At 70.8% G+C, this 23,189-nt stretch carries 25 protein-coding genes; 18 read left to right on the top strand and 7 right to left on the bottom strand.

The window, feature by feature from the left end; translation table 11 throughout:
* Positions 1-74 precede the first annotated feature (74 nt).
* The 4 genes from CEB94_RS26950 to CEB94_RS26965 all read left to right on the top strand — a co-directional run bounded on the left by CEB94_RS26950 (position 75) and on the right by CEB94_RS26965 (position 3,225).
* Positions 75-341, top strand: a complete 267-nt coding sequence (locus CEB94_RS26950; RefSeq protein ID WP_246111927.1) for a hypothetical protein — start codon at positions 75-77, stop codon at positions 339-341.
* Positions 338-1,498: a DUF3631 domain-containing protein gene (locus CEB94_RS26955; RefSeq protein WP_175434652.1), complete on the top strand. Its 1,161-nt coding sequence runs from the start codon at positions 338-340 to the stop codon at positions 1,496-1,498. Before CEB94_RS26950 ends, CEB94_RS26955 begins: the two co-directional genes overlap by 4 nt.
* 166 nt (positions 1,499-1,664) lie before the next feature.
* Positions 1,665-1,907, top strand: a complete 243-nt coding sequence (locus tag CEB94_RS26960) for a helix-turn-helix domain-containing protein (protein ID WP_175434653.1) — start codon at positions 1,665-1,667, stop codon at positions 1,905-1,907.
* Between the two features lie 82 nt (positions 1,908-1,989).
* Positions 1,990-3,225, top strand: a complete 1,236-nt coding sequence (locus CEB94_RS26965; RefSeq protein WP_175434654.1) for a tyrosine-type recombinase/integrase — start codon at positions 1,990-1,992, stop codon at positions 3,223-3,225.
* Between the two features lie 37 nt (positions 3,226-3,262).
* On the opposite strand, the gene hisN is transcribed toward CEB94_RS26965, so the two are convergent.
* Both hisN and CEB94_RS26975 read right to left on the bottom strand, forming a co-directional pair.
* Positions 3,263-4,063: a histidinol-phosphatase gene (hisN, locus tag CEB94_RS26970; RefSeq protein ID WP_175434655.1), complete on the bottom strand. Its 801-nt coding sequence runs from the start codon at positions 4,061-4,063 to the stop codon at positions 3,263-3,265.
* Positions 4,064-4,096: 33 nt separating this feature from the next.
* Positions 4,097-4,843 (bottom strand): GbsR/MarR family transcriptional regulator, encoded by a 747-nt coding sequence (locus tag CEB94_RS26975; RefSeq protein WP_175434656.1) that lies wholly within the window; start codon positions 4,841-4,843, stop codon positions 4,097-4,099.
* 231 nt (positions 4,844-5,074) lie between these two features.
* Here CEB94_RS26975 and CEB94_RS26980 point away from each other — a divergent pair, with 231 nt between their 5' ends.
* The 4 genes from CEB94_RS26980 to CEB94_RS26995 all read left to right on the top strand — a co-directional run bounded on the left by CEB94_RS26980 (position 5,075) and on the right by CEB94_RS26995 (position 8,383).
* Complete coding sequence (locus tag CEB94_RS26980; RefSeq protein ID WP_175434657.1) at positions 5,075-5,746, top strand: DUF4097 family beta strand repeat-containing protein; 672 nt, start codon at positions 5,075-5,077, stop codon at positions 5,744-5,746.
* Positions 5,747-5,778: 32 nt separating this feature from the next.
* Positions 5,779-6,741 (top strand): ATP-binding cassette domain-containing protein, encoded by a 963-nt coding sequence (locus CEB94_RS26985; RefSeq protein ID WP_175434658.1) that lies wholly within the window; start codon positions 5,779-5,781, stop codon positions 6,739-6,741.
* Complete coding sequence (locus tag CEB94_RS26990; protein ID WP_175434659.1) at positions 6,738-7,529, top strand: ABC transporter permease; 792 nt, start codon at positions 6,738-6,740, stop codon at positions 7,527-7,529. The genes CEB94_RS26985 and CEB94_RS26990 overlap by 4 nt, the downstream gene beginning before the upstream one ends.
* Before the next feature lie 248 nt (positions 7,530-7,777).
* Complete coding sequence (locus CEB94_RS26995) at positions 7,778-8,383, top strand: TetR/AcrR family transcriptional regulator (RefSeq protein WP_175434660.1); 606 nt, start codon at positions 7,778-7,780, stop codon at positions 8,381-8,383.
* A gap of 7 nt (positions 8,384-8,390) precedes the next feature.
* On the opposite strand, the gene CEB94_RS27000 is transcribed toward CEB94_RS26995, so the two are convergent.
* The 4 genes from CEB94_RS27000 to CEB94_RS27015 all read right to left on the bottom strand — a co-directional run bounded on the left by CEB94_RS27000 (position 8,391) and on the right by CEB94_RS27015 (position 12,041).
* Positions 8,391-8,714: a DMT family transporter gene (locus CEB94_RS27000; protein WP_175434661.1), complete on the bottom strand. Its 324-nt coding sequence runs from the start codon at positions 8,712-8,714 to the stop codon at positions 8,391-8,393.
* 147 nt (positions 8,715-8,861) lie between these two features.
* On the bottom strand, positions 8,862-9,872 hold the full coding sequence (gene rsgA, locus CEB94_RS27005; RefSeq protein ID WP_175434662.1) for a ribosome small subunit-dependent GTPase A: 1,011 nt from the start codon (positions 9,870-9,872) through the stop codon (positions 8,862-8,864).
* Between the two features lie 18 nt (positions 9,873-9,890).
* A complete protein-coding gene (aroA, locus tag CEB94_RS27010; RefSeq protein ID WP_175434663.1) occupies positions 9,891-11,207 on the bottom strand; it encodes a 3-phosphoshikimate 1-carboxyvinyltransferase in 1,317 nt (438 codons plus the stop codon).
* A 111-nt stretch (positions 11,208-11,318) separates the two neighbouring features.
* On the bottom strand, positions 11,319-12,041 hold the full coding sequence (locus CEB94_RS27015; RefSeq protein WP_175434664.1) for a M50 family metallopeptidase: 723 nt from the start codon (positions 12,039-12,041) through the stop codon (positions 11,319-11,321).
* Positions 12,042-12,091: 50 nt separating this feature from the next.
* On the opposite strand from CEB94_RS27015, the gene CEB94_RS27020 reads away from it, so the two are divergent.
* The 10 genes from CEB94_RS27020 (at position 12,092) to CEB94_RS27065 (ending at position 22,186) form a co-directional block, all read left to right on the top strand.
* On the top strand, positions 12,092-12,907 hold the full coding sequence (locus tag CEB94_RS27020; protein WP_175434665.1) for an SOS response-associated peptidase: 816 nt from the start codon (positions 12,092-12,094) through the stop codon (positions 12,905-12,907).
* A gap of 10 nt (positions 12,908-12,917) precedes the next feature.
* The gene (locus CEB94_RS27025; protein ID WP_175437176.1) at positions 12,918-13,565 is read left to right on the top strand and encodes an alpha/beta hydrolase family protein; all 648 of its coding nucleotides are present in this window, start codon (positions 12,918-12,920) and stop codon (positions 13,563-13,565) included.
* A gap of 256 nt (positions 13,566-13,821) precedes the next feature.
* Entirely contained in the window at positions 13,822-14,508 is a 687-nt protein-coding gene (gene sigR, locus CEB94_RS27030; RefSeq protein ID WP_175434666.1) for an RNA polymerase sigma factor SigR, read from the top strand.
* Complete coding sequence (gene rsrA / locus CEB94_RS27035) at positions 14,505-14,816, top strand: mycothiol system anti-sigma-R factor (RefSeq protein WP_033314427.1); 312 nt, start codon at positions 14,505-14,507, stop codon at positions 14,814-14,816. Before sigR ends, rsrA begins: the two co-directional genes overlap by 4 nt.
* Positions 14,817-14,968: 152 nt before the next feature.
* On the top strand, positions 14,969-16,306 hold the full coding sequence (locus CEB94_RS27040; RefSeq protein ID WP_175434667.1) for an HD-GYP domain-containing protein: 1,338 nt from the start codon (positions 14,969-14,971) through the stop codon (positions 16,304-16,306).
* Complete coding sequence (locus tag CEB94_RS27045; RefSeq protein ID WP_175434668.1) at positions 16,303-17,550, top strand: HD-GYP domain-containing protein; 1,248 nt, start codon at positions 16,303-16,305, stop codon at positions 17,548-17,550. Before CEB94_RS27040 ends, CEB94_RS27045 begins: the two co-directional genes overlap by 4 nt.
* A gap of 117 nt (positions 17,551-17,667) precedes the next feature.
* Entirely contained in the window at positions 17,668-18,648 is a 981-nt protein-coding gene (locus tag CEB94_RS27050) for a tetratricopeptide repeat protein (RefSeq protein WP_175437177.1), read from the top strand.
* 139 nt (positions 18,649-18,787) lie between these two features.
* Positions 18,788-19,438 (top strand): peptide deformylase, encoded by a 651-nt coding sequence (gene def, locus CEB94_RS27055; RefSeq protein WP_175434669.1) that lies wholly within the window; start codon positions 18,788-18,790, stop codon positions 19,436-19,438.
* A 295-nt stretch (positions 19,439-19,733) separates the two neighbouring features.
* The gene (cyc1, locus tag CEB94_RS27060) at positions 19,734-20,819 is read left to right on the top strand and encodes an epi-isozizaene synthase (protein ID WP_175434670.1); all 1,086 of its coding nucleotides are present in this window, start codon (positions 19,734-19,736) and stop codon (positions 20,817-20,819) included.
* Entirely contained in the window at positions 20,816-22,186 is a 1,371-nt protein-coding gene (locus tag CEB94_RS27065) for a bifunctional albaflavenone monooxygenase/terpene synthase (protein WP_175434671.1), read from the top strand. The genes cyc1 and CEB94_RS27065 overlap by 4 nt, the downstream gene beginning before the upstream one ends.
* Positions 22,187-22,198: 12 nt before the next feature.
* Here the strand turns inward: CEB94_RS27065 and CEB94_RS27070 are convergent, their stop codons facing one another.
* Positions 22,199-23,161: a GlxA family transcriptional regulator gene (locus tag CEB94_RS27070; protein WP_175434672.1), complete on the bottom strand. Its 963-nt coding sequence runs from the start codon at positions 23,159-23,161 to the stop codon at positions 22,199-22,201.
* Between the last annotated feature and the right edge of the window lie 28 nt (positions 23,162-23,189).

The following is a 23,189-nucleotide window of genomic DNA, read 5'->3' on the forward strand; positions in this document are numbered from 1 at the left end:
CCCTCCCCTTGAAGAGCACCACCGATTCCCCGGCCGGTCCGCTCGCCGCACGGTCAACTGCACCCCGGGGCACCGTGGGCGAGCCGAATGGCGCCGCCCGTCAGGGCGTCCGAACTGCTTGTAGCCCTGACCTGCACGGCGACGACGGACGCCGCCCCATCGCGTGGCTGCACATCGTCACCCCGCGCGGCGCCGTCCCCACCGCCACCTCGAAGTGCGCGTGCGGACGCGACCGCTCGGCTGTCGGCAAACCCCGGGTGCTCGCCCTGATCGACGACCACGCCGCACACCGCACCGTGTGCCCCCTGCGCAACTCCCAGGAAGGAAGGGCCGCCGCATGACCGACCCCATCGACGGCGCCGCGCTGCTCGACGAAGTGGAAGCCTTCCACCGCCGCTTCAACGTCTTCCCCACCGACGCCGCGTACGTGGCGGTCGCGCTGTGGGACGCGCACGCCCACCTGCTCGACTGCTTCGACTCCACACCCCGGCTGGCGTTCCTGTCGCCGGAGCCTGGCTCGGGTAAGTCGCGTGCGCTGGAGATCGTCGAAACCCTCGTACCGCACCCGATGGTGGCCGTGAACGCGTCGGCTGCCGCGCTCTTCCGGGCCGTATCCGGGGCCGATGGCCGGCCCACGATCCTGTTCGACGAGATCGACACGATCTTCGGCCCCAAGGCGGGGGACAACGAAGATCTGCGCGGCTTCCTCAACGCCGGTCACCGCCGCACCGGCGTCACCTACCGGTGCATCGGAGACGGCGGCAACCAGACCGTGCAGGCCTTCCCCTCGTACTGCGCGGTCGCCGTCGCCGGACTCGGCTCCCTGCCCGACACGATCCTGACCCGCTCCATCGTCATCCGCATGCGCCGGCGGGCCCGCAACGAACGCGTCGAACCCTTCCGGGCCCGCATCCACGAGGCGGAAGGCCACAAACTCCGTGACCGGCTCGCCGAATGGGCAGAACGGGCACGGGGGTTCGTGCTCGGGGCCTGGCCGGAGATGCCCGACGGCGTCACCGACCGCCCCGCCGACGTGTGGGAGCCACTCGTGGCCATCGCGGACGCCGTCGGTGGCGACTGGCCCCGCCGGGCCCGCGAAGCGTGCGTGACGCTCGTCAAAGCCGCCCAGACCACCGACAAACACAGCCTGGGCATCCGCCTGCTGACCGACCTGCGCGACCACGTCCTCATCGGCGTGGACAAGCTGCCCACCATCGCCATCCTCGACCGGCTCAACGCCCTCGACGACGCCCCATGGGCCGACCTCGACGGCAAGCCGCTCGACAACCGGCGCCTGGCCCGGATGCTCGGCGAATACATGACCGCCGACAACGCCCCCATCCGATCCCGCAACATCCGCACCGCCGGCGGAGTCCTCAAGGGCTTCCACGCCGAGGACCTGGCGGACGCCTGGACCCGCTACTGCTCGCCCCCTCCCCAGGACTCCGCTACAGCCGCTACACCGCTACAGCCCAGCTCAGAGACCCCGAATCTGTAGCGGCACCCAAGCGTGTAGCGGCTACGCCCACCACCCCCGTAGCGCATGCGTAGCCGCTACACGCCACCCCTCCGCTACAAAAACACCCCGCTGACCTGCGATGTAGCGGCGTAGCGGATGTAGCGGACTTCTGAGTAGGGGCCCATGCCCCAGCCGGAGGAGCTTCATGACGACCCCGACCAAACCGTCAGACCTACGCGCCACCCTCCGGGGTGGCCTCCCAGACCGGTACCTCACGCCGGACGACATCGCCGAGATGTTCGAAGTTCCCCTCGAAACCGTCTACCAGTGGCGCCGGAAGCGCACCGGTCCACCCGGCTTCCGCATCGGCAAGTACGTCCGCTACGACCCGGCCGACGTGCGCGCCTACGTCACCCAATGCAAGAGCTCCGACCAAGAGGCCGCCTGACCCGGCCACATCGCACCAGCCTCCCGGGGAGAGCCACGCCGTGGCTCTCCCCGCCTCACGCTCTGAAGGGACGACTCCTCGTATGGCCGGCCATATCCAAGACCGCTGGTACAAGACCGAGACCGACACCAACGGCAAGACCGTCCGCGTCAAGACCGACCGTCACGGCACGGGCATGCGCTACCGCGCCCGGTACGTCGGCCCCGACGGCACGGAGAAGTCGAAGAGCTTCCCCGACGGCCAGAAGCGCATCGCCGAGAAGTGGCTGTCTGGGATCGAGGCGGACATGTCGCGCGGGCAGTACATCGATCCGCGTGCCGGTCGCTTGACCGTGCGCCAGCACGCCGAACGGTGGTTGGCATCGCTCACGATGGACCCCGGAACCTACGTGAGCACCGAGCAACGCATCCGGCTGCACGTCTTGCCGCACCTCGGTAGCCGCTCGCTCGATTCGCTGAGGCCGATTCACATCCGTGAGTGGCTGAGGAAGCTCGAAGACGGGGGAGTAGCCGCCGCATACCAGCGGGTCATCTTCGCGAATCTCAACGCCATGCTGGCTGCGGCCGTAGACGACCGCCTCATCCCGTACAACCCGTGCCGTTCGTCCTCGGTGCGGGCGCCCAAGCCGGAAGCCCGCCGGATTGTTCCCTGGTCGCGTGAGCGCGTGCTGGCGGTGCGCTCGGCACTGCCTGAGCGGTACCGGGCCATGGTGGACTTGGCCGGCGGGTGCGGCATGCGACAAGGCGAGGTGCTCGGCCTGGCTGTCGAAGACGTGGACTTCGTCGAGGGCGTGGTTCACGTCGTCCGGCAGGTGAAGCTCATCGCCGGGCGGCAGGTGTTCGCACTGCCCAAGGGAGGCAAGTCACGCACGGTCCCGTTGCCGGAGAGCGTCGCTCGGGCGCTTGAGGCACACACCGCGCAGTACCCGCCTGCCGCTGTGAGGCTGCCGTGGAGGTCGGTCGACGGCGCACCGGCCACGGCGGCCCTGTTCTTCCGCAACGCCGAGGGGCGCCCGGTGATCCGCACCGTCTTCAACGAGAAGGCATGGCGGCCTGCTCTCGACACAGCGGGTGTCCCGCGCGGCCGGGAGAACGGCATGCACGCGCTGAGGCACTTCTACGCGTCCGTGCTGCTGGACGCGGGCGAGAGCATCAAGGCCCTGTCGGAGTACCTGGGGCACCATGATCCGGGCTTCACGCTGCGAACGTACACGCATCTGATGCCGAGCAGCGAGAAGCGGACACGGGAAGCGGTGAACCGAGCCTTCGAGGGCGGCGCGGACGCCGATGACGGCCCCACGACGGCCCAGGCGGCTTGATCGTGGGGGAAACTCGCAGGTCAGACCGCAAACGCCCTCAGTAGCGCTGGTTCAGATATCCGAGCAACTCGTCGTGCAGCAGGCCGTTCGACGCGGCCGCGTTGCCGCTGTGAGGGCCCGGGCGGGCGTCGAGGCCGGTGAAGGTGCCGCCGGCCTCGGTGACGACGATGGCGGTGGCGGCCATGTCCCACAGCGACAGCTCCGGCTCCGCGCACATGTCGACGGCGCCCTCCGCGACCATCATGTACGGCCAGAAGTCGCCGTACGCGCGCGTGCGCCACACCTCGCGGGTCAGGTCCAGGAAGCCGTCCAGGCGGCCGTGCTCCTCCCAGCCACTGAGCGAGGAGTACGCGAAGGAGGCGTCGGAGAGCTTGGAGACGCTGGAGACCTGCAGCCGGGAGGCCTTGGTGAGGCTGCGGCCGGAGAACGCGCCATGGCCCTTCGCGGCCCACCAGCGGCGGCCGAGGGCGGGGGCGGAGACGACGCCGACGACGGGCTGGAAGCCCTCCTCGCCGGCCTCCATCAGCGAGATGAGCGTGGCCCAGACGGGCACGCCCCGTACGTAGTTCTTGGTGCCGTCGATCGGATCGATCACCCAGCGGCGGGGGCCGGTGCCCTCGACGCCGTACTCCTCGCCGAGGACCGCGTCCCGGGGGCGGGCGCGCTGGAGGTGGCCGCGGATGAGTTCCTCTGCGGCCTTGTCCGCCTCGCTCACCGGGGTCATGTCCGGTTTGGTCTCGACCTTGAGGTCGAGGGCCTTGAACCGGTCCGTCGTCGCGGCGTCGGCGGCGTCGGCGAGGACGTGGGCGAGACGCAGGTCGTCGAGGTAGTCGGGCATGCGACGAACCTATCTGCCGAGGTGGGGGTGGGGCTACAGGGGGTTTGCGGGAGTGGGGGAGTCGGGAATGGTCTCGGGCTTGGTGTGGAGGATGTCACGTGCCTGCTCCGCGGCGCGGGCGGTGCTCTCGGAGACGAAGTCGAGGAAGCGGGCGACGTTCTCCAGGCGGGCGGCGGCCGGGGAGCCGGGGCCGAGGACGCCGACGCCCTGCCGTGCGATCCCCACGACCTGGGCGATGGCCCGCGCGCTGGCCATCATCGACTGGTACCAGACGTCTTCGTCGACGACATAGCGCTCGCGGCGGCCTTCGTCCGCCTCCCGGCGGACGAAGCCCTGGCTGTCGAGGAACGTGATCGCCTTGGAGACGGACGCCGGGCTGACCTGGAGGTGCCGGGCGAGTTCGGCCGCGGTGAGGCTGCCCGAGTCCGTCATGCAGAGGCAGGCCATCACCCGGGACATCATCTTGGGCATTCCGGACCCCATGAGCACGGTGGTGAAGGTCTCCTCGTACTCGCGTACGGCCTCGGCATCCCGTCCCTCAGGCTGCGGGGGCGCCTTCGGGCCCCGAGGCGCGGCCTGCCGGCGGCGGGTGCGGTGTTCCGTGGCGCGGTGGGCCAGGTCGGCGCGGTAGGCCGTCGGGCCGCCGTTGCGCATGACCTCGCGGGTGATCGTCGAGGTCGGGCGGTCCAGGCGCCGGGCGATCTCCGCGTAGGCGAGGCCGTCGGCCAGCCCCAGCGCGATCTGCTGGCGTTCCTGCTGAGTGAGCCTGCCTCCCGGCATCGCGGTCTCCTTCGCGGTGTGTGATGTCCGCACCCTAGCGTTCACCTTCATTTCATTGCAACGAGCTGCGTGGTGTTGTTGCGTTAGACGTCATAGTCGTTGCAATGATTTCTCGGCCTTGACCTGCATTTATGGTGGCTGCGTGCAACGAAGTCGTTGCCAGGCCTGTGAATGCAACGTAGCTTTTCCATCATCGGAAACCACGGAGACAGTGGATCGAAGGAGAGCACGATGCAGAAGTTCGACAGCCCCGCCCCCGTCTCGGCCGTCCTCGACATCCCCGCCGGACGCATCCGGTTCATCGCCGCCGACCGGGCCGACACCACCGTCGAGGTCCTGCCCGCGGACGCCACCAAGAGCCGTGACGTGAAGGCCGCGGAGCAGCTCGAAGTCGCCTACGCGGACGGCGTCCTGCGCATCGAGGCCCCGGCGTCGAAGAACCGGATCCTCGGCCACTCCGGATCCGTCGAGGTGACCGTCCAACTGCCCGCCGGCTCCCGCGTCGAGGCGAAGGCGGCATCCGCCGAACTCCGCGGCGTCGGACGGCTCGGCGACGTCGCATTCGACGCGGCGCAGGGCTCGGTCAAGCTCGACGAGACCGCCGGCGCACGCCTCACCCTGCTCGCCGGCGACATCTCGGTCGGCCGCCTGGGCGGCCCCGCGCAGATCAGCACCCAGAAGGGAGACCTCCATGTCGCCGAGGCCGTGCGCGGCGCCCTGGAGCTGCGCACCGAGCAGGGCGACATCGCGGTCTGTGCCGCCCACGGCGTCTCCGCCGCCCTGGACGCCGGCACCGGTTACGGCCGGATCCACAACACCCTCAACAACGCCGCCGGCGCCGCCGCCGGCCTGACCATCCACGCGACCACCGCTCACGGCGACATCACCGCCCGCGGCCTGTAGCAGCCCGCAGCCTCTCCGAAGGAGCACCTCCCATGACCGACCTGGCCATCGCGGCGAACGGGCTGCGAAAGTCCTACGGCGACAAGACCGTCCTCGACGGTGTCGACCTGGCCGTCCCGCAAGGAACGGTCTTCTCCCTGCTCGGCCCGAACGGCGCCGGCAAGACCACCGCCGTCAAGATCCTCTCCACGCTCATCTCGCCGGACCCCGCCAGCGGCGAGATCCGTGTCGGCGGGTACGACCTCGCCGCCGACCCGCAGGCCATACGCGCAGCGATCGGCGTCACCGGTCAGTTCTCCGCCGTCGACGGCCTGATCACCGGCGAGGAGAACATGCTCCTCATGGCGGACCTGCACCACCTGCCCAAACGGGAGGGACGCCGCGTCGCCGCCGAGCTGCTGGAACGCTTCGACCTCACCGACGCCGCCAAGAAGCCCGCCTCCACCTACTCCGGCGGCATGAAACGCCGCCTCGACATCGCCATGACCCTGGTCGGCGACCCGAGGATCATCTTCCTCGACGAGCCCACGACCGGCCTCGACCCCCGCGCCCGCCACAACATGTGGCAGATCATCCGCGAACTCGTCACCGGCGGCGTCACCGTCTTCCTCACCACCCAGTACCTCGAAGAAGCCGACGAACTCGCCGACCGCATCGCCGTCCTGCACGACGGCCGCCTCGCCGCCGAAGGCAGCCCCGACGAACTCAAGCGCCTCGTCCCCGGCGGACACGTCCGGCTCCGCTTCACCGACCCCGCCGCCTACCACAACGCCGCCACCACTCTGCGCGACGCCACCCCGGACGACGAAACCCTCGCCCTGCAACTCCCCAGCGACGGCAGTCAGCGCCAACTGCGCGCCATCCTCGACCGCCTCGACGAAGCCGGCATCGAAGCCGACGAACTGACCGTCCACACCCCCGACCTCGACGACGTCTTCTTCGCCCTGACCGGCCCCGCCAACCTCCCCCACCAGCCCAAGGAGACCGCCCGATGAGCGCCCTCACCCTCGCCCTGCGCGACTCCTCCACCATGCTGCGCCGCAACCTGCTGCACGCCCGGCGCTACCCCTCCCTCACCCTGAACCTGCTGCTCACCCCGATCATGCTGTTGTTGCTGTTCGTCTACATCTTCGGCGACACCATGAGCGCGGGCATCGGGGGCAGCGGTCCGGACCGCTCCGCGTACATCGCCTTCGTCGTGCCGGGCCTGCTGCTGATGACCATCGGCAGCACCACCATCGGCACCGCGGTCTCCGTCTCCAACGACATGACCGAGGGGATCATCGCCCGCTTCCGCACCATGGCGATCCACCGCGGGTCGGTGCTCATCGGGCACGTCATCGGCAGCGTGCTGCAGGCGGTCATCAGCGTGGTGCTCGTCGGCGCCGTCGGAGTGGCCATCGGCTTCCGCTCCACCGACGCCACCGTCCTGGAGTGGCTCGCGGCCTTCGCACTGCTCGTGCTCTTCGCCACCGCGCTCACCTGGATCGCGGTCGGCATGGGCCTGGTCAGCCCGAACGCCGAGGCCGCCGGCAACAACGCGATGCCCCTGATCCTGCTGCCCCTGCTGTCCAGCACCTTCGTCCCGCTCGACTCGATGCCGGGCTGGTTCCAGCCGATCGCCGAGTACCAGCCCTTCACCCCGGCCATCGAAACCCTGCGCGGCCTGCTGCTCGGCACCCAGATCGGCCACAACGGATGGCTCGCCCTCACCTGGTGCCTGGGCCTCGCGGTGCTCGGCTACCTCTGGTCGACCTCGAAGTTCAACGACGACCCGAGGTAACCGCCGTGACGAGGCGGGCAACCTCCCGCGAACGTCCCACCCCAGGGCGGCGTACACCGGCATCCCGCCGGAGTGCGCCGCCCGTTCGTCTGCACGGGGCGAGGGCGCGGGTGCAGCCCCGGCACGCAGGCCAACGCACCGCGCGACAAGGCCGAAACGCGCCCCCGCACGCGCTCGCGAACCCTTGACAGTGGTTCCACGCGCGTCAAACCTGGGCGCAATGCCGCTCGCCCCAAGGGGAGGCGAAGATGCCTGCAGCGCGGGAATCTCTACTGGACGCCGCCTACACGGCGCTGGTGCGCCGGCCGTGGTCCGCCGTACGGATGGTGGACGTGGCCGCGGCAGCCGGAGTGTCCCGGCAGACGCTGTACAACGAGTTCGGCAGCAAGGACGGTCTCGCCCGGGCCCTCGTGAGACGAGAGGCCGACGGATACCTCGCCGGGGTGGACCGCGCTCTCGCCGGGTACAGCGATCCCCGCGACCGGCTCACCGCCACCGCCGAGTGGACGACGTCCGCGGCCCGGGACAACATCCTCGTCCGCGCCATGCTCACCGGCTGCTGGAGTGAGAGGCTGCCCGCCCCGGCCCTGACGTCCGTGCCGTCCACCTCCGCCGTACCGGCCCAGCGCCGCGCCGACGGGCCGCTGCCCTCACCCGGGGACTTCGTCGCCCTCGTCCGCGACCGGGCCGTCACCTCCCTGGCCGGCCCCGGCACACCCAAGTCCGACACCGCCGACCTGGCCCGCTCCTGCGAACTCGCCGTCCGGCTCGCCCTGTCCTGCGTGGCCGCACCGCCCGGCGAGGGCGGTGTCGCCGACCTGGTCCGCGGCGCCCTTCACCGGCAGGGCGGCTGACAGGACGTCAGTGCGCCGACCCCGACAACTGCAGCCCGATCACACCGATGATGACGAGACTGATCGACACGAGCTTCAGCGTCGACACCAGGTCACCCAGGAACACCATGCCGTAGATCGCCGTCCCCGCAGCACCGATGCCCGTCCACACCGCGTACGCGGGACCCACGTCGAGTTTTCTCAGCGCCAGGGTCAGCAGTCCGAAGCTGCCGAGGGCGAAGACGCAGAACGCGACCGTCGGCCAGAGCCGGGTGAAGCCGTGCGACAGCTTCAGACACACCGCGAAGCCGGTCTCGAGCAACCCGGCCACGATGACCAGCAGCCACGCCATGAGTCGTCCTCCCGTATCCCACGTTCAGTGACCGCTTCGTCAGCTTCTTCGCGTTGACCGTGCTCGTCAGGCTTTGGCCGGGCTCGCAGCCGGCTTGGGTGCGATTATGCACTTACCGCCCACACGCCAGGACAAACAACGCGGAGGTCAGTCGCCTTCCTTGCGCTCGCGTGTGGCCAGCAGCCGCCGCAGCGAGTACAGCCGCGCCGGATCCGCGTGCCCCTCGGCCACCCACGCGTCCAGCGCGCACTCGGGCTCGTCGTGGCTGCACGCGCGCGGGCAGCCCTCGGTGCCCGGCTCCAGGTCGGGAAAGGCGTGGATGACCCGGGACGGGTCGACGTGGTGCAGGCCGAAGGACCGCAGGCCCGGGGTGTCGATCACCCAGCCGTCGCTGCCCGACAACGGCAGCGCCAGCGCCGAGGTGGTGGTGTGCCGGCCGCGGCCCGTCACCGCGTTCACATGCCCGGTCGTACGCCGCCGCTCCTCCGGCACCAGTGAGTTGACCAGGGTCGTCTTGCCGACTCCGGAGTGGCCGACGAACGCGGTGATCTTGCCGTCGAGCTGCTCGCGCACCCGGGCGAGGGCGGTGCCGTTCTGCAGTTCCTCGCGGCTGGTGACGACGTACGGGATGTCGAGGTGTCCGTACAGCTCCAGCAGCTTGTCGGGCGGGGCGAGATCCGACTTGGTCAGGACCAGCAGCGGGTCCAGACCGCCGGCGTAGGCCGCGACCAGGCAGCGGTCGATCAGGCGGGGGCGGGGCTCCGGGTCGGCCAGGGCGGTGACGACCGCCAACTGGTCGGCGTTGGCCACGACCACCCGCTCGAACGGATCGTCGTCGTCCGCCGTGCGACGCAGCACGGAGGTGCGTTCCTCGATGCGCACGACCCTCGCGAGTGCGTCCTTCTTGCCCGTCAGGTCGCCCACGATGGCCACCCGGTCGCCGACGACCGCGGCCTTGCGGCCCAGCTCGCGGGCCTTCATCGCCATGACCACACGGTCCTCTACGAGGCAGGTCAGGCGGCCCCGGTCGACGGTGAGGACCAGGCCCTCGGCGGCGTCCTCGTGCTTGGGGCGGATGTTCGTCCGGGGCCGGGTGTTCCGGCGGCCCGGACGGGTGCGGATGTCGTCCTCGTCGGTGTGCTTGCCGTAGCGGCGCATGACCTGATCCCTCGCGTCCTACGCCCCGAGCATCCCGGTCCACAGATCGGGGAAGTCGGGCAGGGTCTTGGCCGTCGTGGCCACGTTCTCGATCTGGACGCCCTCCACCGCGAGTCCGATGATCGCGCCGGCCGTGGCCATGCGGTGGTCGTCGTACGTGTGGAAGATCCCGCCGTGCAGCCGGCGCGGGCGGATGTGCAGACCGTCGGCGGTCTCCGTGACGTCACCGCCGAGTTCGTTGATCTCCTTGGTCAGCGCGGCCAGCCGGTCCGTCTCGTGCAGCCGCAGGTGGGCCACACCGCGCAGGGTCGACGGGGAGTCCGCGAGGGCCGCGACCGCCGCGATGCCCGGCGTCAGCTCGCCGACCTCGCCCAGGTCGACGTCGATGCCGTGCACCGAGCCGGAGCCGGTGAAGACCAGCCCGTACTCGGTCAGTTCGCAGGAGCCGCCCATCTCGGTGAAGATCTCGCGCAGCCGGTCACCGGGCTGCGTGGTGTGCGAGGGCCAGTCCGGGACGACGACCTTGCCGCCGGTCACCAGCGCCGCCGCCAGGAACGGCTGGGCGTTCGACAGGTCCGGCTCGATGACCAGGTCCCGGCCGAGCAGGGCACCCGGCGAGACCCGCCAGACGTTCGGCTCGCCGCCCGACTCGGGCGTGTCCACCTGGGCGCCGACCGCGCGCAGCATGTCGACGGTCATGCGGATGTGCGGCATGGAGGGCAGGGTGGCGCCGGTGTGGCGGACCTCGACGCCCTGGTTGAAGCGCGGGCCGGACAGCAGCAGGGCGCTCACGAACTGCGACGAGGAGGAGGCGTCGATGGCGACCGTGCCGCCGTCCAGGGCGCCGCTGCCGTGCACGGTCATCGGCAGCGCGCCGCGGCCGTCGTCGTCGATCCGGGCGCCGAGCTGCCGCAGCGCGTCGATGACCCCGTTCAGCGGACGCTCGTAGGAACGGGGGTCGCCGTCGAAGCGGACGGGGCCGTCGGCGAGCGCGGCGACCGGCGGCAGGAACCGCATCACCGTGCCGGCGTTGCCGACGTCGACCGTGGCCGGGCCGCGCAGACCCGTGGGAAGCACACGCCAGGCCTCACCGGTGCCGTCGGGGCCGACCCCCTCCTCGATCTCGATGCCCATCGCGCGCAGCGCGCCGGCCATCAGCAGGGTGTCGCGGGAGCGCAGGGGGCGGCGCAGCCAGCCGGGCTCGGAGGCGAGGGAAGCGAGGACCAGGGCGCGGTTGGTGACCGACTTGGACCCGGGCACGTGGACCGTCGCGTCGACGGCTCCGCTCGCGTGCGGGGCGGGCCAGAGGGCGGTGTCTGCGGTGTTCGGGGCCATGGCCCCACTTTATAAGCAGGCCGTCGTCCGAGTGCGGCGCCGTGGGCGCCGGTCGCGCCCGCGGGGCGGAGCCGCACACCGGGGCGGCTCCACGCCCCTCAGGGCCGGCTGTCACATCTCCAGCAGCCAGCGTCCTCCACCGATCAGGGAGCACAGCGACACCGCGTGGAACAGGAAGAACCACAGCCCCGCCGGGGCGTGCGTCAGCCGCGACAGCTGGTCGGCGTCCGAGTCCCCGGCCCCGCCCCGTGCCCGCTTCGCCTGGAGTTCGAAGGCCGGGCGGACTCCGCCGATCAGCAGGAACCACACCACCGCGTACGCGAACGCCGCCTGGACCTGGGGGCCGGCCAGCCAGGACACCAGCACGAACAGGCCGCCGGTGACGAGCATGGTCAGGGCGCCGTAGGCGTTGCGGATCATCACGAGCATGGCGAGCAGCAGAACCGTCGCCGCCCACAGCAGGAGCGTGATGCGGCCGGAGCCCAGCAGGGCCGCACCGCCGAGGCCCAGCAGGGGCGGGGCGGTGTAGCCCGCGGCCGCGGTGAGGATCATGCCGATGCCGTGCGGCTTGCCGCGGCTGACGGTCAGACCGCTGGTGTCCGAGTGCAGCCGTATGCCCGTGAGGGTGCGGCCGGTCAGCAGGGCCACGAGCCCGTGGCCGCCCTCGTGGGCGATGGTGATGGCGTTGCGGGAAACGCGCCACAGGCCGTGCGGGATCACCACGGCGAGCGCGGCGCCCAGCGTCGCGATCACCACCCACAGGTCGGGATCGGGCTGTGTGCCGGACACCTCGTCCCAGAGGGAGGCGAACGAGGCGATTGCGGTGCTGTCCATGTGCGGCGTCGGCTCCCTGTGGTCGGATGGAATCTGGCAGTGTGGCACGTATGTGCGGACGGTATTCAGCGAGTCGTAGGCCAGAGGATCTCGCAGGAATCTTTGAGGTCGAGAAGTGGGAGCCCGAGGAGACCCTCGCGCCGGATTACAACGTGGCGCCCACCAAAGAGGTCTACGCCGTGCTGGACCGCCCCCTGAAAGACGCGGACGACCCGCGGCCGGTTCGGCAGCTGCGCACGCTGAAGTGGGGGCTCGTCCCGTCCTGGTCGAAGACGCCCGAGGGCGGCGCCCGGATGATCAACGCCCGCGCGGAGACCGTCCACGAGAAGCCGTCCTACCGCCGTGCCTTCACCTCCCGGCGCTGCATCCTGCCCGCCGACGGCTATTACGAGTGGGTCACCGGCACCCAGGAGCGCGAGCTGGAGGTCGAGGGCAAGAAGAAGCGGCCCCGCAAGCAGCCGTACTTCGTGACGCCGGCGGACGGGTCGGTCTTCGCCATGGCCGGGCTGTACGAGTTCTGGCGGGACAAGACGCTGCCGGACGACCACCCGCAGGCCTGGTGGGTGACGTGCTCGGTCATCACCACGGAGGCCGAGCAGAGCCCGCTCGCGGTGTCCCCGGCCGACGGGCCGCGGGCGCTGGCCGAGATCCACCCCCGGATGCCGCTGATGCTGACCCCCGACCGCTGGGATTCCTGGCTGGACCCGTCCCGCACGGACGCCGACGATCTGCGCGAGCTGCTCGCCCCGCCGCCCGCCGGGCTGATGCGGGCCTACCCGGTCGCCACGGCCGTCAGCAACGTCCGCAACAACGGACCGGAGCTGCTGAAGGAGCTGGAAGGGCCCGAAGAGGGCACACTCTTCTGACGTGACGCATGTGACAAAGGGGACCAGCACCACCACCGAGACCGTCGAGACCGACGCCGGAACCGCCCGTATCACCTGGCACGAGGCGAAGAAGGCCCGGCTGGTGCTCGCCGTCAGCCATGGCGCCGGCGGCGGCATCGAGGCCCGTGACCTGAAAGCCCTGGCCGAAGCCCTGCCCGCGCACGGAGTGACCGTGGCCCGGGTGGAGCAGCCCTGGCGGGTGGCCGGGAAGAAGCTGGCGCCCGCGCCCAAGTCGCTGGACACCGGCTGGCGCGGCATCTGGCCCGCGCTGGCCGCGCCCGGGCTGCCGGTGATCTCCGGAGGGCGCAGCGCAGGGGCCCGGGTCGCCTGCCGCACCGCCACCGAGCTGGGCGCCCACGCCGTGCTCGCGCTCAGCTTCCCGCTCCACCCGCCGGGCAAGCCGGAGAAGTCCCGCGCCGAGGAGCTGCTGGGCGCCGGGGTGCCCACCCTGGTCGTGCAGGGCGGCAACGACCCGTTCGGGAAGCCGGAGGAGTTCCCCGAAGGTTCGTACGACCTCGTGGAGGTTCCGCACGGGGATCACGGGTTCGCCGTGCCGAAGCGTGCGGACATCGCGCAGGACGAGGCCGTGGCGGTCATCACGCACGCGGTCGTGGAGTGGACCGGGTCACTCGGGTAAAGCTTCGGGAATGCCGGGGCGGTGGTCACTGTTGTGCGGGAGGTACGTGCTGGAGACCAGCACCGACGCCGTAGGAGAGGGAGTCCGCCGCATGGGTTCGACCATCTGCCCGAGCCGCAGCAGCCGTGCCGACCTGGACTGGACGGTGCTGCACGCGGCCAGGACCGCCCCTATTCGGGCGGCGGGCGGACCGGATCGTCGTCTATCCTCCGATTCGGGTGAGACCGGTCTCGGTCTCACGAGAACACTCGAGGAGGTGGGTCCGGTCACAGGGACCGACGCAGGGACCGAAAACGGCCAGGCGGAGCAGCCCGAGGGCCAGGGCGGCACGGGCGCGGAGACGGCCGCGGAGCGCAGTGCGCGCTTCGAGCGGGACGCGCTCGAGTTCCTCGACCAGATGTACTCGGCCGCGCTGCGCATGACGCGCAACCCGGCCGACGCGGAGGACCTGGTGCAGGAGACGTACGCCAAGGCGTACGCGTCGTTCCACCAGTTCCGCGAGGGCACCAACCTCAAGGCGTGGCTGTACCGGATCCTCACCAACACCTTCATCAACTCGTACCGCAAGAAGCAGCGCGAACCTCAGCGCTCCGCGGCCGAGGAGATCGAGGACTGGCAGCTCGCCCGCGCCGAGTCGCACATGTCGACGGGCTTGCGCTCCGCGGAGTCGCAGGCGCTCGACCATCTGCCCGACTCGGACGTGAAGCAGGCGCTCCAGGCGATCCCCGAGGAGTTCCGCATCGCCGTCTATCTCGCGGACGTCGAAGGGTTTGCCTACAAGGAGATCGCCGACATCATGGGGACACCCATCGGTACGGTGATGTCCCGGCTGCACCGGGGCCGCCGTCAGCTGCGCGGCATGCTGGAGGACTACGCCCGTGACCGCGGGATGGTCGTGGCCGGTGCCGGAGAGTCGAACGAAGCGAAAGGCTCGGGGTCATGAGCTGCGGAGAGCCGCACGAGACGGATTGCAGCGAAATCCTCGATCATCTCTACGAGTTCCTCGACCGTGAGATGCCGGACTCGGACTGCGTGAAGTTCGAGCACCACTTCGAGGAGTGCTCGCCCTGCCTCGAGAAGTACGGGCTCGAGCAGGCCGTGAAGAAGCTCGTCAAGCGCTGCTGCGGGCACGACGACGTGCCGGGCGACCTGCGGGACAAGGTCATGGGGCGGATCGAGCTGATCCGCTCCGGCCAGGCCGTCCCCGAGCAGGACGTCACGGCCTCGCCTGCCACGCCCCAGGAATCCTGACACTCCTGCGCTTTTCAACTACCCCCTCTCTGCACGGGTAGTCCCCTCGAACACGTCACTCGAACGTGCTAATCCGCGGGTTATCGGCCCGCGGACCCCCCTGCCGCCGCCCTAGGCTCCGGGCCTGACGGACGTGGCCAGGGGAGGGGCTCATGGAAGCGGTACCGGCACGGGCACGTGTCTACATCGCCTGTGTCGCCATGGCCGCGCTGCTCTGCCTGCTGCCGCTGCCGGGCATCCGCACGCCCTGGTGGGCGGTCGCGCTGCTCGCCGCGCTGTACGCCGGCTGCGAGCGCGTCGCCCGGTCCCGGTTCGTGGGGATCTTCCATCCGGCCGGGACCTTCTACCCCGTGCTGCTCGCCGGTGCCTTCCTGTTGCCGGCACCCGCGGCGGCGCTGGTGGTCGTGCCCGGTGCGCTGCTCTCGCAGGTCGGACAGCGACCCGTGGCGCTGCGACGGATCTGGCGGGCCGCCCAGCTCGTCCTCGGCGTGTGGGCAGCGGCCAAGGTGCACTGGCTGCTCGGCGGGCGGGACGCGGTCGTCGCGGGCGACGTCCCGTACGCCCTCGGTCCGGCCGGGGCGGCCGTGCTGGCGTTCTGCCTGGTGCTCGCGCTGCTCGACGGCGGGATCCTGGCCGTGGCGGAGCGGGTGCCGGTACGGCGGGCCTGGCGGGGACTGGTGGCGCGCTCGCTCGCGCCGATCGCCGTGCACGGCCTCGCCGGGCTGATGATGGCCGTCCTGTGGCGCAGCCCCTACGGACCGGTCGCCGCGCTGCTCGTGCTGCTGCCCATGTGCGTGTCGTGGTGGGCGTTCGCGCAGTACCACCGGGAACGCGCCGCCCACCAGGCGACCATCCGGGCGCTGGTCCAGGCCGTCGACATCAAGGACGGGTACACCCGCGGGCACAGCGAGCGCGTCGGGCAGGCCTCCATGATGATCGCGCGCGAGCTGGGCATGGCCGACGAGCGCGTCGAGGTGCTCCGCTTCGCCGGGATCCTGCACGACGTGGGCAAGCTCGGTGTGCCCACCCGGCTGCTCAGGAAGGACGGGCCGCTGACGCCCGAGGAGCGGCGGGTGATCGAGCTGCATCCCGAGTACGGGCACGAGATGGTGCGTGGCATCGGCTTCCTCGGCGAGGCCCGCGCCGCCGTGCTGCACCACCACGAGCGGCTGGACGGCAGCGGGTACCCGTACGGCCTGGTGGGCCGTCAGATCCCCGAGTCCGCGCGGGTCGTGGCGGTCGCGGACGCTTTCGACGCCATGACCTCCACCCGGAGCTACAGCAGGGCCCGGCCCGTCGCCGTGGCCCTGGCGGAGCTGGAGCGGTGCGCGGGCAGCCAGTTCGACCCGGTGATGGTCGCGGCGCTCGTCGAAGCCGTCGGGCGGACCGGATGGCACCCCGCGGTGACCGCCGACGACGAGGAGACCCGCCCGTCCCGGGTGCCCCCGCCCGGCGCACCCCTGTCCAGTCGCCCGGGAGCACACCGATGAGCGCGTACCGGCCGCCACCGCTCCTCACCCTCGTCCACGCCTGCGCCGCCCTCCTCGCCGCCGGCTCCCTCGCCGTCACGCTCTACCACGGGCTCGAGGAACGCCGGGTCGCCCTCGCCTTCGGCGTCCTCGTCACCGTCGGCGAGCTCACCCGGCGCAACGGCGCGCAGGTCCGGGAGCCGGCACCGCTCGGAGCCGCAGCGGCCCTGTCCTACGCCCTGCTCGGCGAGGCCGGCGGACGGGCCACGCACCACGGTCCCGCCCAGGTCGTCGCCGTCGTGCTGGCCGCCTCCCTGCTCGGCAGCGTCCCGCACGTCGCCCGCGGACAGGGGCCCACCCTCGACCACCTGGCGCGCCGGGTGCTCACCGTCGGGTTCGTCGCCGTGTGCTTCCAGCCCCCGTACAACCGGGGCATGTTCGACGACTGGGGCGGCCCCGCCTACGCCCTGCTGCTGCTCGCGCTGCTGTCGCTGACCGCCCTGTGCGACGCGGTGCTCGCCGCCGCCCTGGCCCACACCCGCACCGGCTGGCCCTTCGGGCCGGTGCTGCGGGACGAGCTGCGGGCCGTGTGCGGCATCGGGTCCGCCGTCATCGCCACCGGGGCGGTGATGGCGCTGGCGGTCGCCGTCGTGGGGCTGTGGGCGCTGCCCGTCTTCTCCGTGCCGCTGCTGCTCGCCCAGATGTCCTTCCGCCGGTACGCCGCCGTCCGGGCGACCTACCGGCAGACCATCGCCTCCCTCGCCCGGGCCACCGAGGTCGCCGGATACACCCCCTGCGGGCACGCCCGGCGCGTCGCCGCGATCAGCCAGGCGGTGGGGCGGGACCTGGGGCTGACCGAGCCCGAGCTGGCCGTGCTGGAGTACGCCGCGCTCATGCACGACATCGGCCAGCTGAGCCTCGTCGACCCGGTGCCGTCGGGCGCCACCGCCGCCCTGCCCGCCGCGGAGCAGCGACGGATCGCCCTGCTCGGCGGGGCCGTCGTACGGCAGACGGGCGTCGACGAGGCGGTGGCCGTGGTCGTGGAGCGGCAGGCCGACCCCTACGCCGAGCAGCCGCTCGCCGCGCGAATCGTCCGGGCCGTGAACGCGTACGAGGAGAAGTCCCGGGAAGGAGGGCCCGGCGGGCCGCTGACGGCACTGGAGGAACTCCGGCTCGCCACCGCCGGGACGTACGCCCCGGAGGTGGTGGAATCACTGGCCCGGGTACTGGCAAGGAGCAGTCTGACGCTGCCCGTGGCTGGGTAACCCATGGGTAATGAGCGCCCTCGATGCCGTACGTGGTTGGATGCGAAGGAGAAGGTGTCCGGGGGCTCGAAACACAGCTACGGCCAGCCCACCGCACGGAACTGGCAGGCGGGAATCGTGAGGATCTTCGGCAAGGGACGGAACCGGCCCTCCGCCTCCTGGCGGCAGGCCACAGACCGGGCGTTCACCCTCATCGGCGACGGCCGGTACGAGGACGCGGGCGCCCTGTTGACACGTGCCGCCGATCTGGAGCCCTGGCTCTCCGAGTCCTGGTTCAACCTCGCGCTGCTGCACAAGTTCCGGCACGACTGGGAGCAGGCGCGGGCGGCCGGACTCAGGGCCGTGGCGCTGCTCGACCGGGACAGCGGCGCGCCCGACTGGTGGAACGTCGGCATCGCCGCGACCGCGCTCCAGGACTGGCCGCTGGCCCGGCGTGCCTGGCAGGCGTACGGGCTGCGGGTGCCGGGGGCGGCCAACGACTCCGGCGAGCCCCTCGGCATGGACCTCGGCAGCGCGGCCGTACGGCTGTCCCCGGAAGGGGAGGCCGAGGTCGTGTGGGGACGGCGGCTGGATCCCGCGCGGATCGAGGTGCTGTCCATCCCCCTGCCGTCGTCGGGGCGGCGCTGGGGCGAGGTCGTCCTGCACGACGGGGTGCCGCACGGGGAGCGGACGACGGCCGTCGGGCACACGTACCCGGTGTTCGACGAGATCGAGCTGTGGGCGCCGTCGCCCGTGCCGACCTGGGTGGTGCTGCTGGAGGCGGCGACGGAGGCGGACCGGGACGCGCTGGAGCAGCTCGCCGGGGACGCCGGGTTCGCCGCGGAGGACTGGTCCTCTTCCGTGCGGTTGCTGTGCCGGATGTGCTCGGAGTCCCGGATGCCGTCCGACGAGGGCGACGGGGAGCATCTGGATCCGCACGATCACAGTGAGCCGGGGCATCCCGGGCCGCTGGGGCATCGGACGGACGGGCAGCTGTGGGTGCCGGAGCGGGAGTGCGGGTTGGCCGCGCCGGCTTCGCTGGTCCGGGGGCTTTTGGACGGGTGGGTGGCCGACAGTCCGGATTCTCGGGGTTGGCGGGATTTGGAAGAGGTCTGTTAGCGCCGTTGCCGGGTGCGGCCGCGTTGTGGTTGATCGCGCAGTTCCCCGCGCCCCCAAGCAAAAGAACGGCGTACGACACCGGCGTACCCTGTATCAGCTATCTCAGCCCGGTCAGGTTCAGGAAGGCGTACGTAACGTCATGGCTCAGCAGGACACCGATCAGCAGCACGTGGGCGTGCTCCCCGTCGATGACGAGGGGTACGTGATCGACACGGAGGACTGCGAGGAGCGCGAGGCGGCCTGGCGGGAGCGGGGGACCTCGCGGCCGATCACGGTGGTCGGGAACCCGGTGCTGCACAAGGAGTGCAAGGACGTCACCGACTTCGGCGACGACTTCCAGCAGCTCGTCGCGGACATGTTCGCCAGCCAGCGCACCGCCGAGGGCGTGGGCCTCGCCGCCAACCAGATCGGCGTCGACGCGAAGGTCTTCGTCTACGACTGCCCGGACGACGAGGGCGCCCGGCACACCGGCGTCGTCTGCAACCCCAAGCTCGTCGAACTGCCCGCCGAGAAGCGCCGCCTGGACGACAGCAACGAGGGCTGCCTGTCGGTGCCCACCGCGTACGCGCCGCTCGCCCGGCCCGACTACGCCGAGGTGACCGGGCAGGACGAGAAGGGCAACCCGATCCGGGTGCGTGGCACCGGGTACTTCGCACGGTGTTTGCAGCACGAGACGGACCACCTGTACGGCTACCTGTACATCGACCGGCTCTCCAAGCGGGAGCGCAAGGACGCGCTGCGGCAGATGGCCGAGAACGAGCCCCGCTACCCCGTGGTGGCCAACGACTGAGACCTCAGCCTCACCAACCGCACGGCGTCTGTTCGGGTTCACCACCCTGAACAGGCGCCGTTCCTCTGTGCCGTTCGCCTGTCCGTCGCACGTTCGATCGCTTCTGCTCTCCTGGTGATCCACCGGCAGTCACACAACGGGAGGTTCCCGGCACTGTGGGGTAGTGAATGAAGCAAATACGTTCCCAGAACGGTCAGTTGTAGTGCTGAATGGGATGAGCGGGGTATGCAACGGCGCACGCCCGGCACGAAGGGAGGGGCGCCCGCGCCAACTGGCGGCTGAGAGGGGTTAGTTCGTGCATGCTTTGTCACACGGCACCACATCGACACCGGCCACGATCGCAGTTCCACCGTCGCTCTCTCTCCCGGTGATCGAGGCGGCGTTTCCCCGGCGACTCCACCCGTATTGGCCCAAGTGCCAGGAGAAGACCCGGGCCTGGCTGCTCGAAAAGCGGCTCATGCCCGCGGACAAGGTGGAGGAATATGCCGACGGCCTTTGCTACACCGACCTCATGGCCGGGTACTACCTCGGCGCCTCCGACGAGGTCATGCAGGCGATCGCCGACTACAGCGCGTGGTTCTTCGTCTGGGACGACCGGCACGACCGCGACATCGTGCACGGCCGTCCCGCCGCCTGGCGGCTGCTGCGGGATCGGCTGCACCGGGCCCTCGACTCCCCCGGGGAGCACCTGCACCACGGGGACCCACTGGTCGCGGGGTTCGCGGACAGTGTGCTGAGGCTGTACGCGTTCCTGCCCCAGACGTGGAACCTCCGGTTCGCCCGGCACTTCCACGCGGTGATCGACGCGTACGACCAGGAGTTCCACAATCGCACCGAGGGAATCGTCCCGACGGTCGAGGAATACCTTCGGTTGCGCCGGCTCACCTTCGCGCACTGGATCTGGACGGACCTGCTGGAGCCGACCGCCGGCTGTGAACTCCCGGACGCCGTGCGAAAACACCCGGCATATCGGCGGGCGGCGCTGATGAGTCAGGAATTCGCCGCCTGGTACAACGATCTGTGCTCGCTTCCGAAGGAGATAGCGGGCGACGAGGTGCACAATCTCGGAATCAGTCTCATCACCCATGAGGGGCTGACCCTGGAACAGGCGGTCGCGGAAGTCAGGCACCGCGTCGAGAAATGCATCGCCGATTTCATCGACGTCGAGCGGGAGGCCTTACGGTTCGCCGACGACCTCGCCGACGGCTCCGTGCGGGGAAAGGAACTGAGCGCCGCCGTGCGGGCCTGTCTGAGCAATATGCGGAACTGGTTCAGTTCCGTCTACTGGTTCCACCACGAGTCCGGCCGGTACATGGTCGACAGCTGGGACGACCGGTCCACGCCCCCTTACGTCAACAACGAAGCGGCAGGTGAGAAATGACCGTCGAGTCCGTGCAGCCCGAAACCCCGCCGGCCGTGGAGCTGCGGGAGCCGCCCCGGGCGGGTGGTGGTGTCCCCGTCCTCGGGCACGGCTGGAAGCTCGCGCGCGACCCGCTGGCGTTCATGTCGCGGCTGCGCGACCACGGCGACGTCGTCCGGCTGAAGCTCGGGCCGAAGACGGTGTACGCGGTCACCACCCCTGCCCTGACCGGCGCCCTGGCGCTGAGCAACGACTTCATCATCGCCGGGCCCCTGTGGGAGTCCCTGGAGGGCCTGCTCGGCAAGGAGGGCGTGGCCACGGCGAACGGCCCACGCCACCGGCGCCAGCGGCGCACCATCCAGCCCGCCTTCCGGCTCGACGCCATCCCGGCCTACGGCCCGATCATGGAAGAGGAGGCCCACGCGCTCGCCGAGCGCTGGAAGCCCGGCGAGACGATCGACTGCACCTCCGAGTCCTTCCGGGTGGCCGTGCGCATCGCGGCCCGCTGCCTGCTGCGCGGCGACTACATGGACGAGCGGGCGGAGCGGCTGTGCGTCGCCCTCGCCACCGTCTTCCGGGGGATGTACCGGCGGATGGTGGTCCCGCTCGGACCGCTCTACAACCTGCCGCTCCCGGCCAACCGCGAATTCAACCGGGCATTGGCCGATTTGCATCTCCTCGTCGACGAGATCGTCGCCGAGCGCCGGGCATCCGGTCAAAAGCCGGACGATTTGCTGACGGCATTGCTGGAGGCGAAGGACGAGAATGGCGACCCGATCGGGGAACAGGAGATCCACGATCAGGTCGTCGCGATCCTCACCCCCGGCAGCGAAACCATCGCCTCCACGATCATGTGGCTGTTGCATATGCTCGCGGAGCACCCCGAACACGCCGACCGGGTACGCGACGAAGTGCAGGCCGTCACCGGTGGGAGGCCGGTGGCATTCGCAGACGTCCGAGGACTCAGGCACACCAACAATGTCGTCGTCGAGTCCATGCGTTTGAGCCCGGCCGTCTGGATTCTGACGCGCCGGGCGGTGCGGGACACGGAACTCGGTGGATACCGTATTCCGTCAGGGGCGGACATCATCTACAGTCCGTACGCGATCCAGCGCGATCCGAAGTCGTACCGGCGCAACCTGGAGTTCGACCCCGACCGCTGGCTTCCGGACCGGGTCAAGGACATCCCGAAGCACGCCATGAGCCCCTTCAGCGTGGGCAACCGCAAGTGCCCGAGCGACCACTTCTCGATGGCCCAGCTGACGCTGATCACGGCGGCGCTGGCGACCAGGTACCGCTTCGAGCAGGTGGCGGGGTCGAGGGACGACACCCGGGTGGGGATCACGCTCCGGCCGCACGACCTGCGGGTGCGGCCGGTGGCGAGGTGAGAGCGCCTGGCCTCAGGCCGCCTCGGGGCCCCTGAACGTCCGCCGGTAGGCGTTCGGGGTGGTCCCCACCGCCCGGACGAAGTGGTGGCGCAGCGTTGCCGCGTTGCCGAACCCCGTTCGGCCGGCGATCGCGTCCATGGTCTCGTCCGTCGCCTCCAGCAGCCGCTGGGCCAGCAGCACGCGCTGGCGCAGGATCCAGCGGTAGGGAGTGGTCCCGGTCTCCTGCTGGAAGCGGCGGGCGAAGGTGCGCGGGGACATGTGGGCGTGGGCGGCGAGCTGCTCGACGGTGACCTCCTCGTCGAGATGGCGCTCCATCCACGCCAGCACCTCGCCGATCGTGTCGCCCTCGGGCTGGGGGAGCGGGCGCTCGATGTACTGGGCCTGGCCGCCGTCGCGGTGCGGTGGCACCACCATCCGCCGCGCGATCTTGTTGGCGACCTCCGTGCCCTGCTCCTTGCGCACCAGGTGGAGGCAGGCGTCGATACCGGCGGCCGTGCCGGCGGAGGTGATCACCGGGTCCTCGTCGACGTAGAGCACGTCCGGCTCGACGACCACGCGCGGGTACTGCCGGGCGAGGTCCTTCGCGTGCTTCCAGTGCGTGGCGCAGCGGCGGCCGTCCAGCAGCCCGGCCGCGGCCAGCACGAAGACGCCGGAGCAGACGCTCAGCACCCGTGCACCGCGGTCGACCGCGCTGCGCAGGGCGTCCAGCAGTTCCGGCGGGAAGTCCCGGTACGCGTAGCTGTGCCCGGCCGGCACGGCGATCAGGTCGGCGCTCTCCAGCCGCTCCAGACCGTGCTCGGTCTGGAGCGAGAAGCCCGAGTTCATGCGCAGCACCGGGCCCTCGGCCGACGCGACGGCGAAGTCGTAGACCGGCAGGTCTTCGTCGCTACGGTCGGTGCCGAAGACCTCGCACACGACACCCAGTTCGAAGGGGTTCACGCCGTCGAGCAGGGCGACGGCCACGTTCTGCAGCATGCCTCCAGTGTGCCTCGTCATTGGCAGT

Source organism: Streptomyces hawaiiensis (assembly GCF_004803895.1).
Lineage (GTDB): Bacteria > Actinomycetota > Actinomycetes > Streptomycetales > Streptomycetaceae > Streptomyces > Streptomyces hawaiiensis.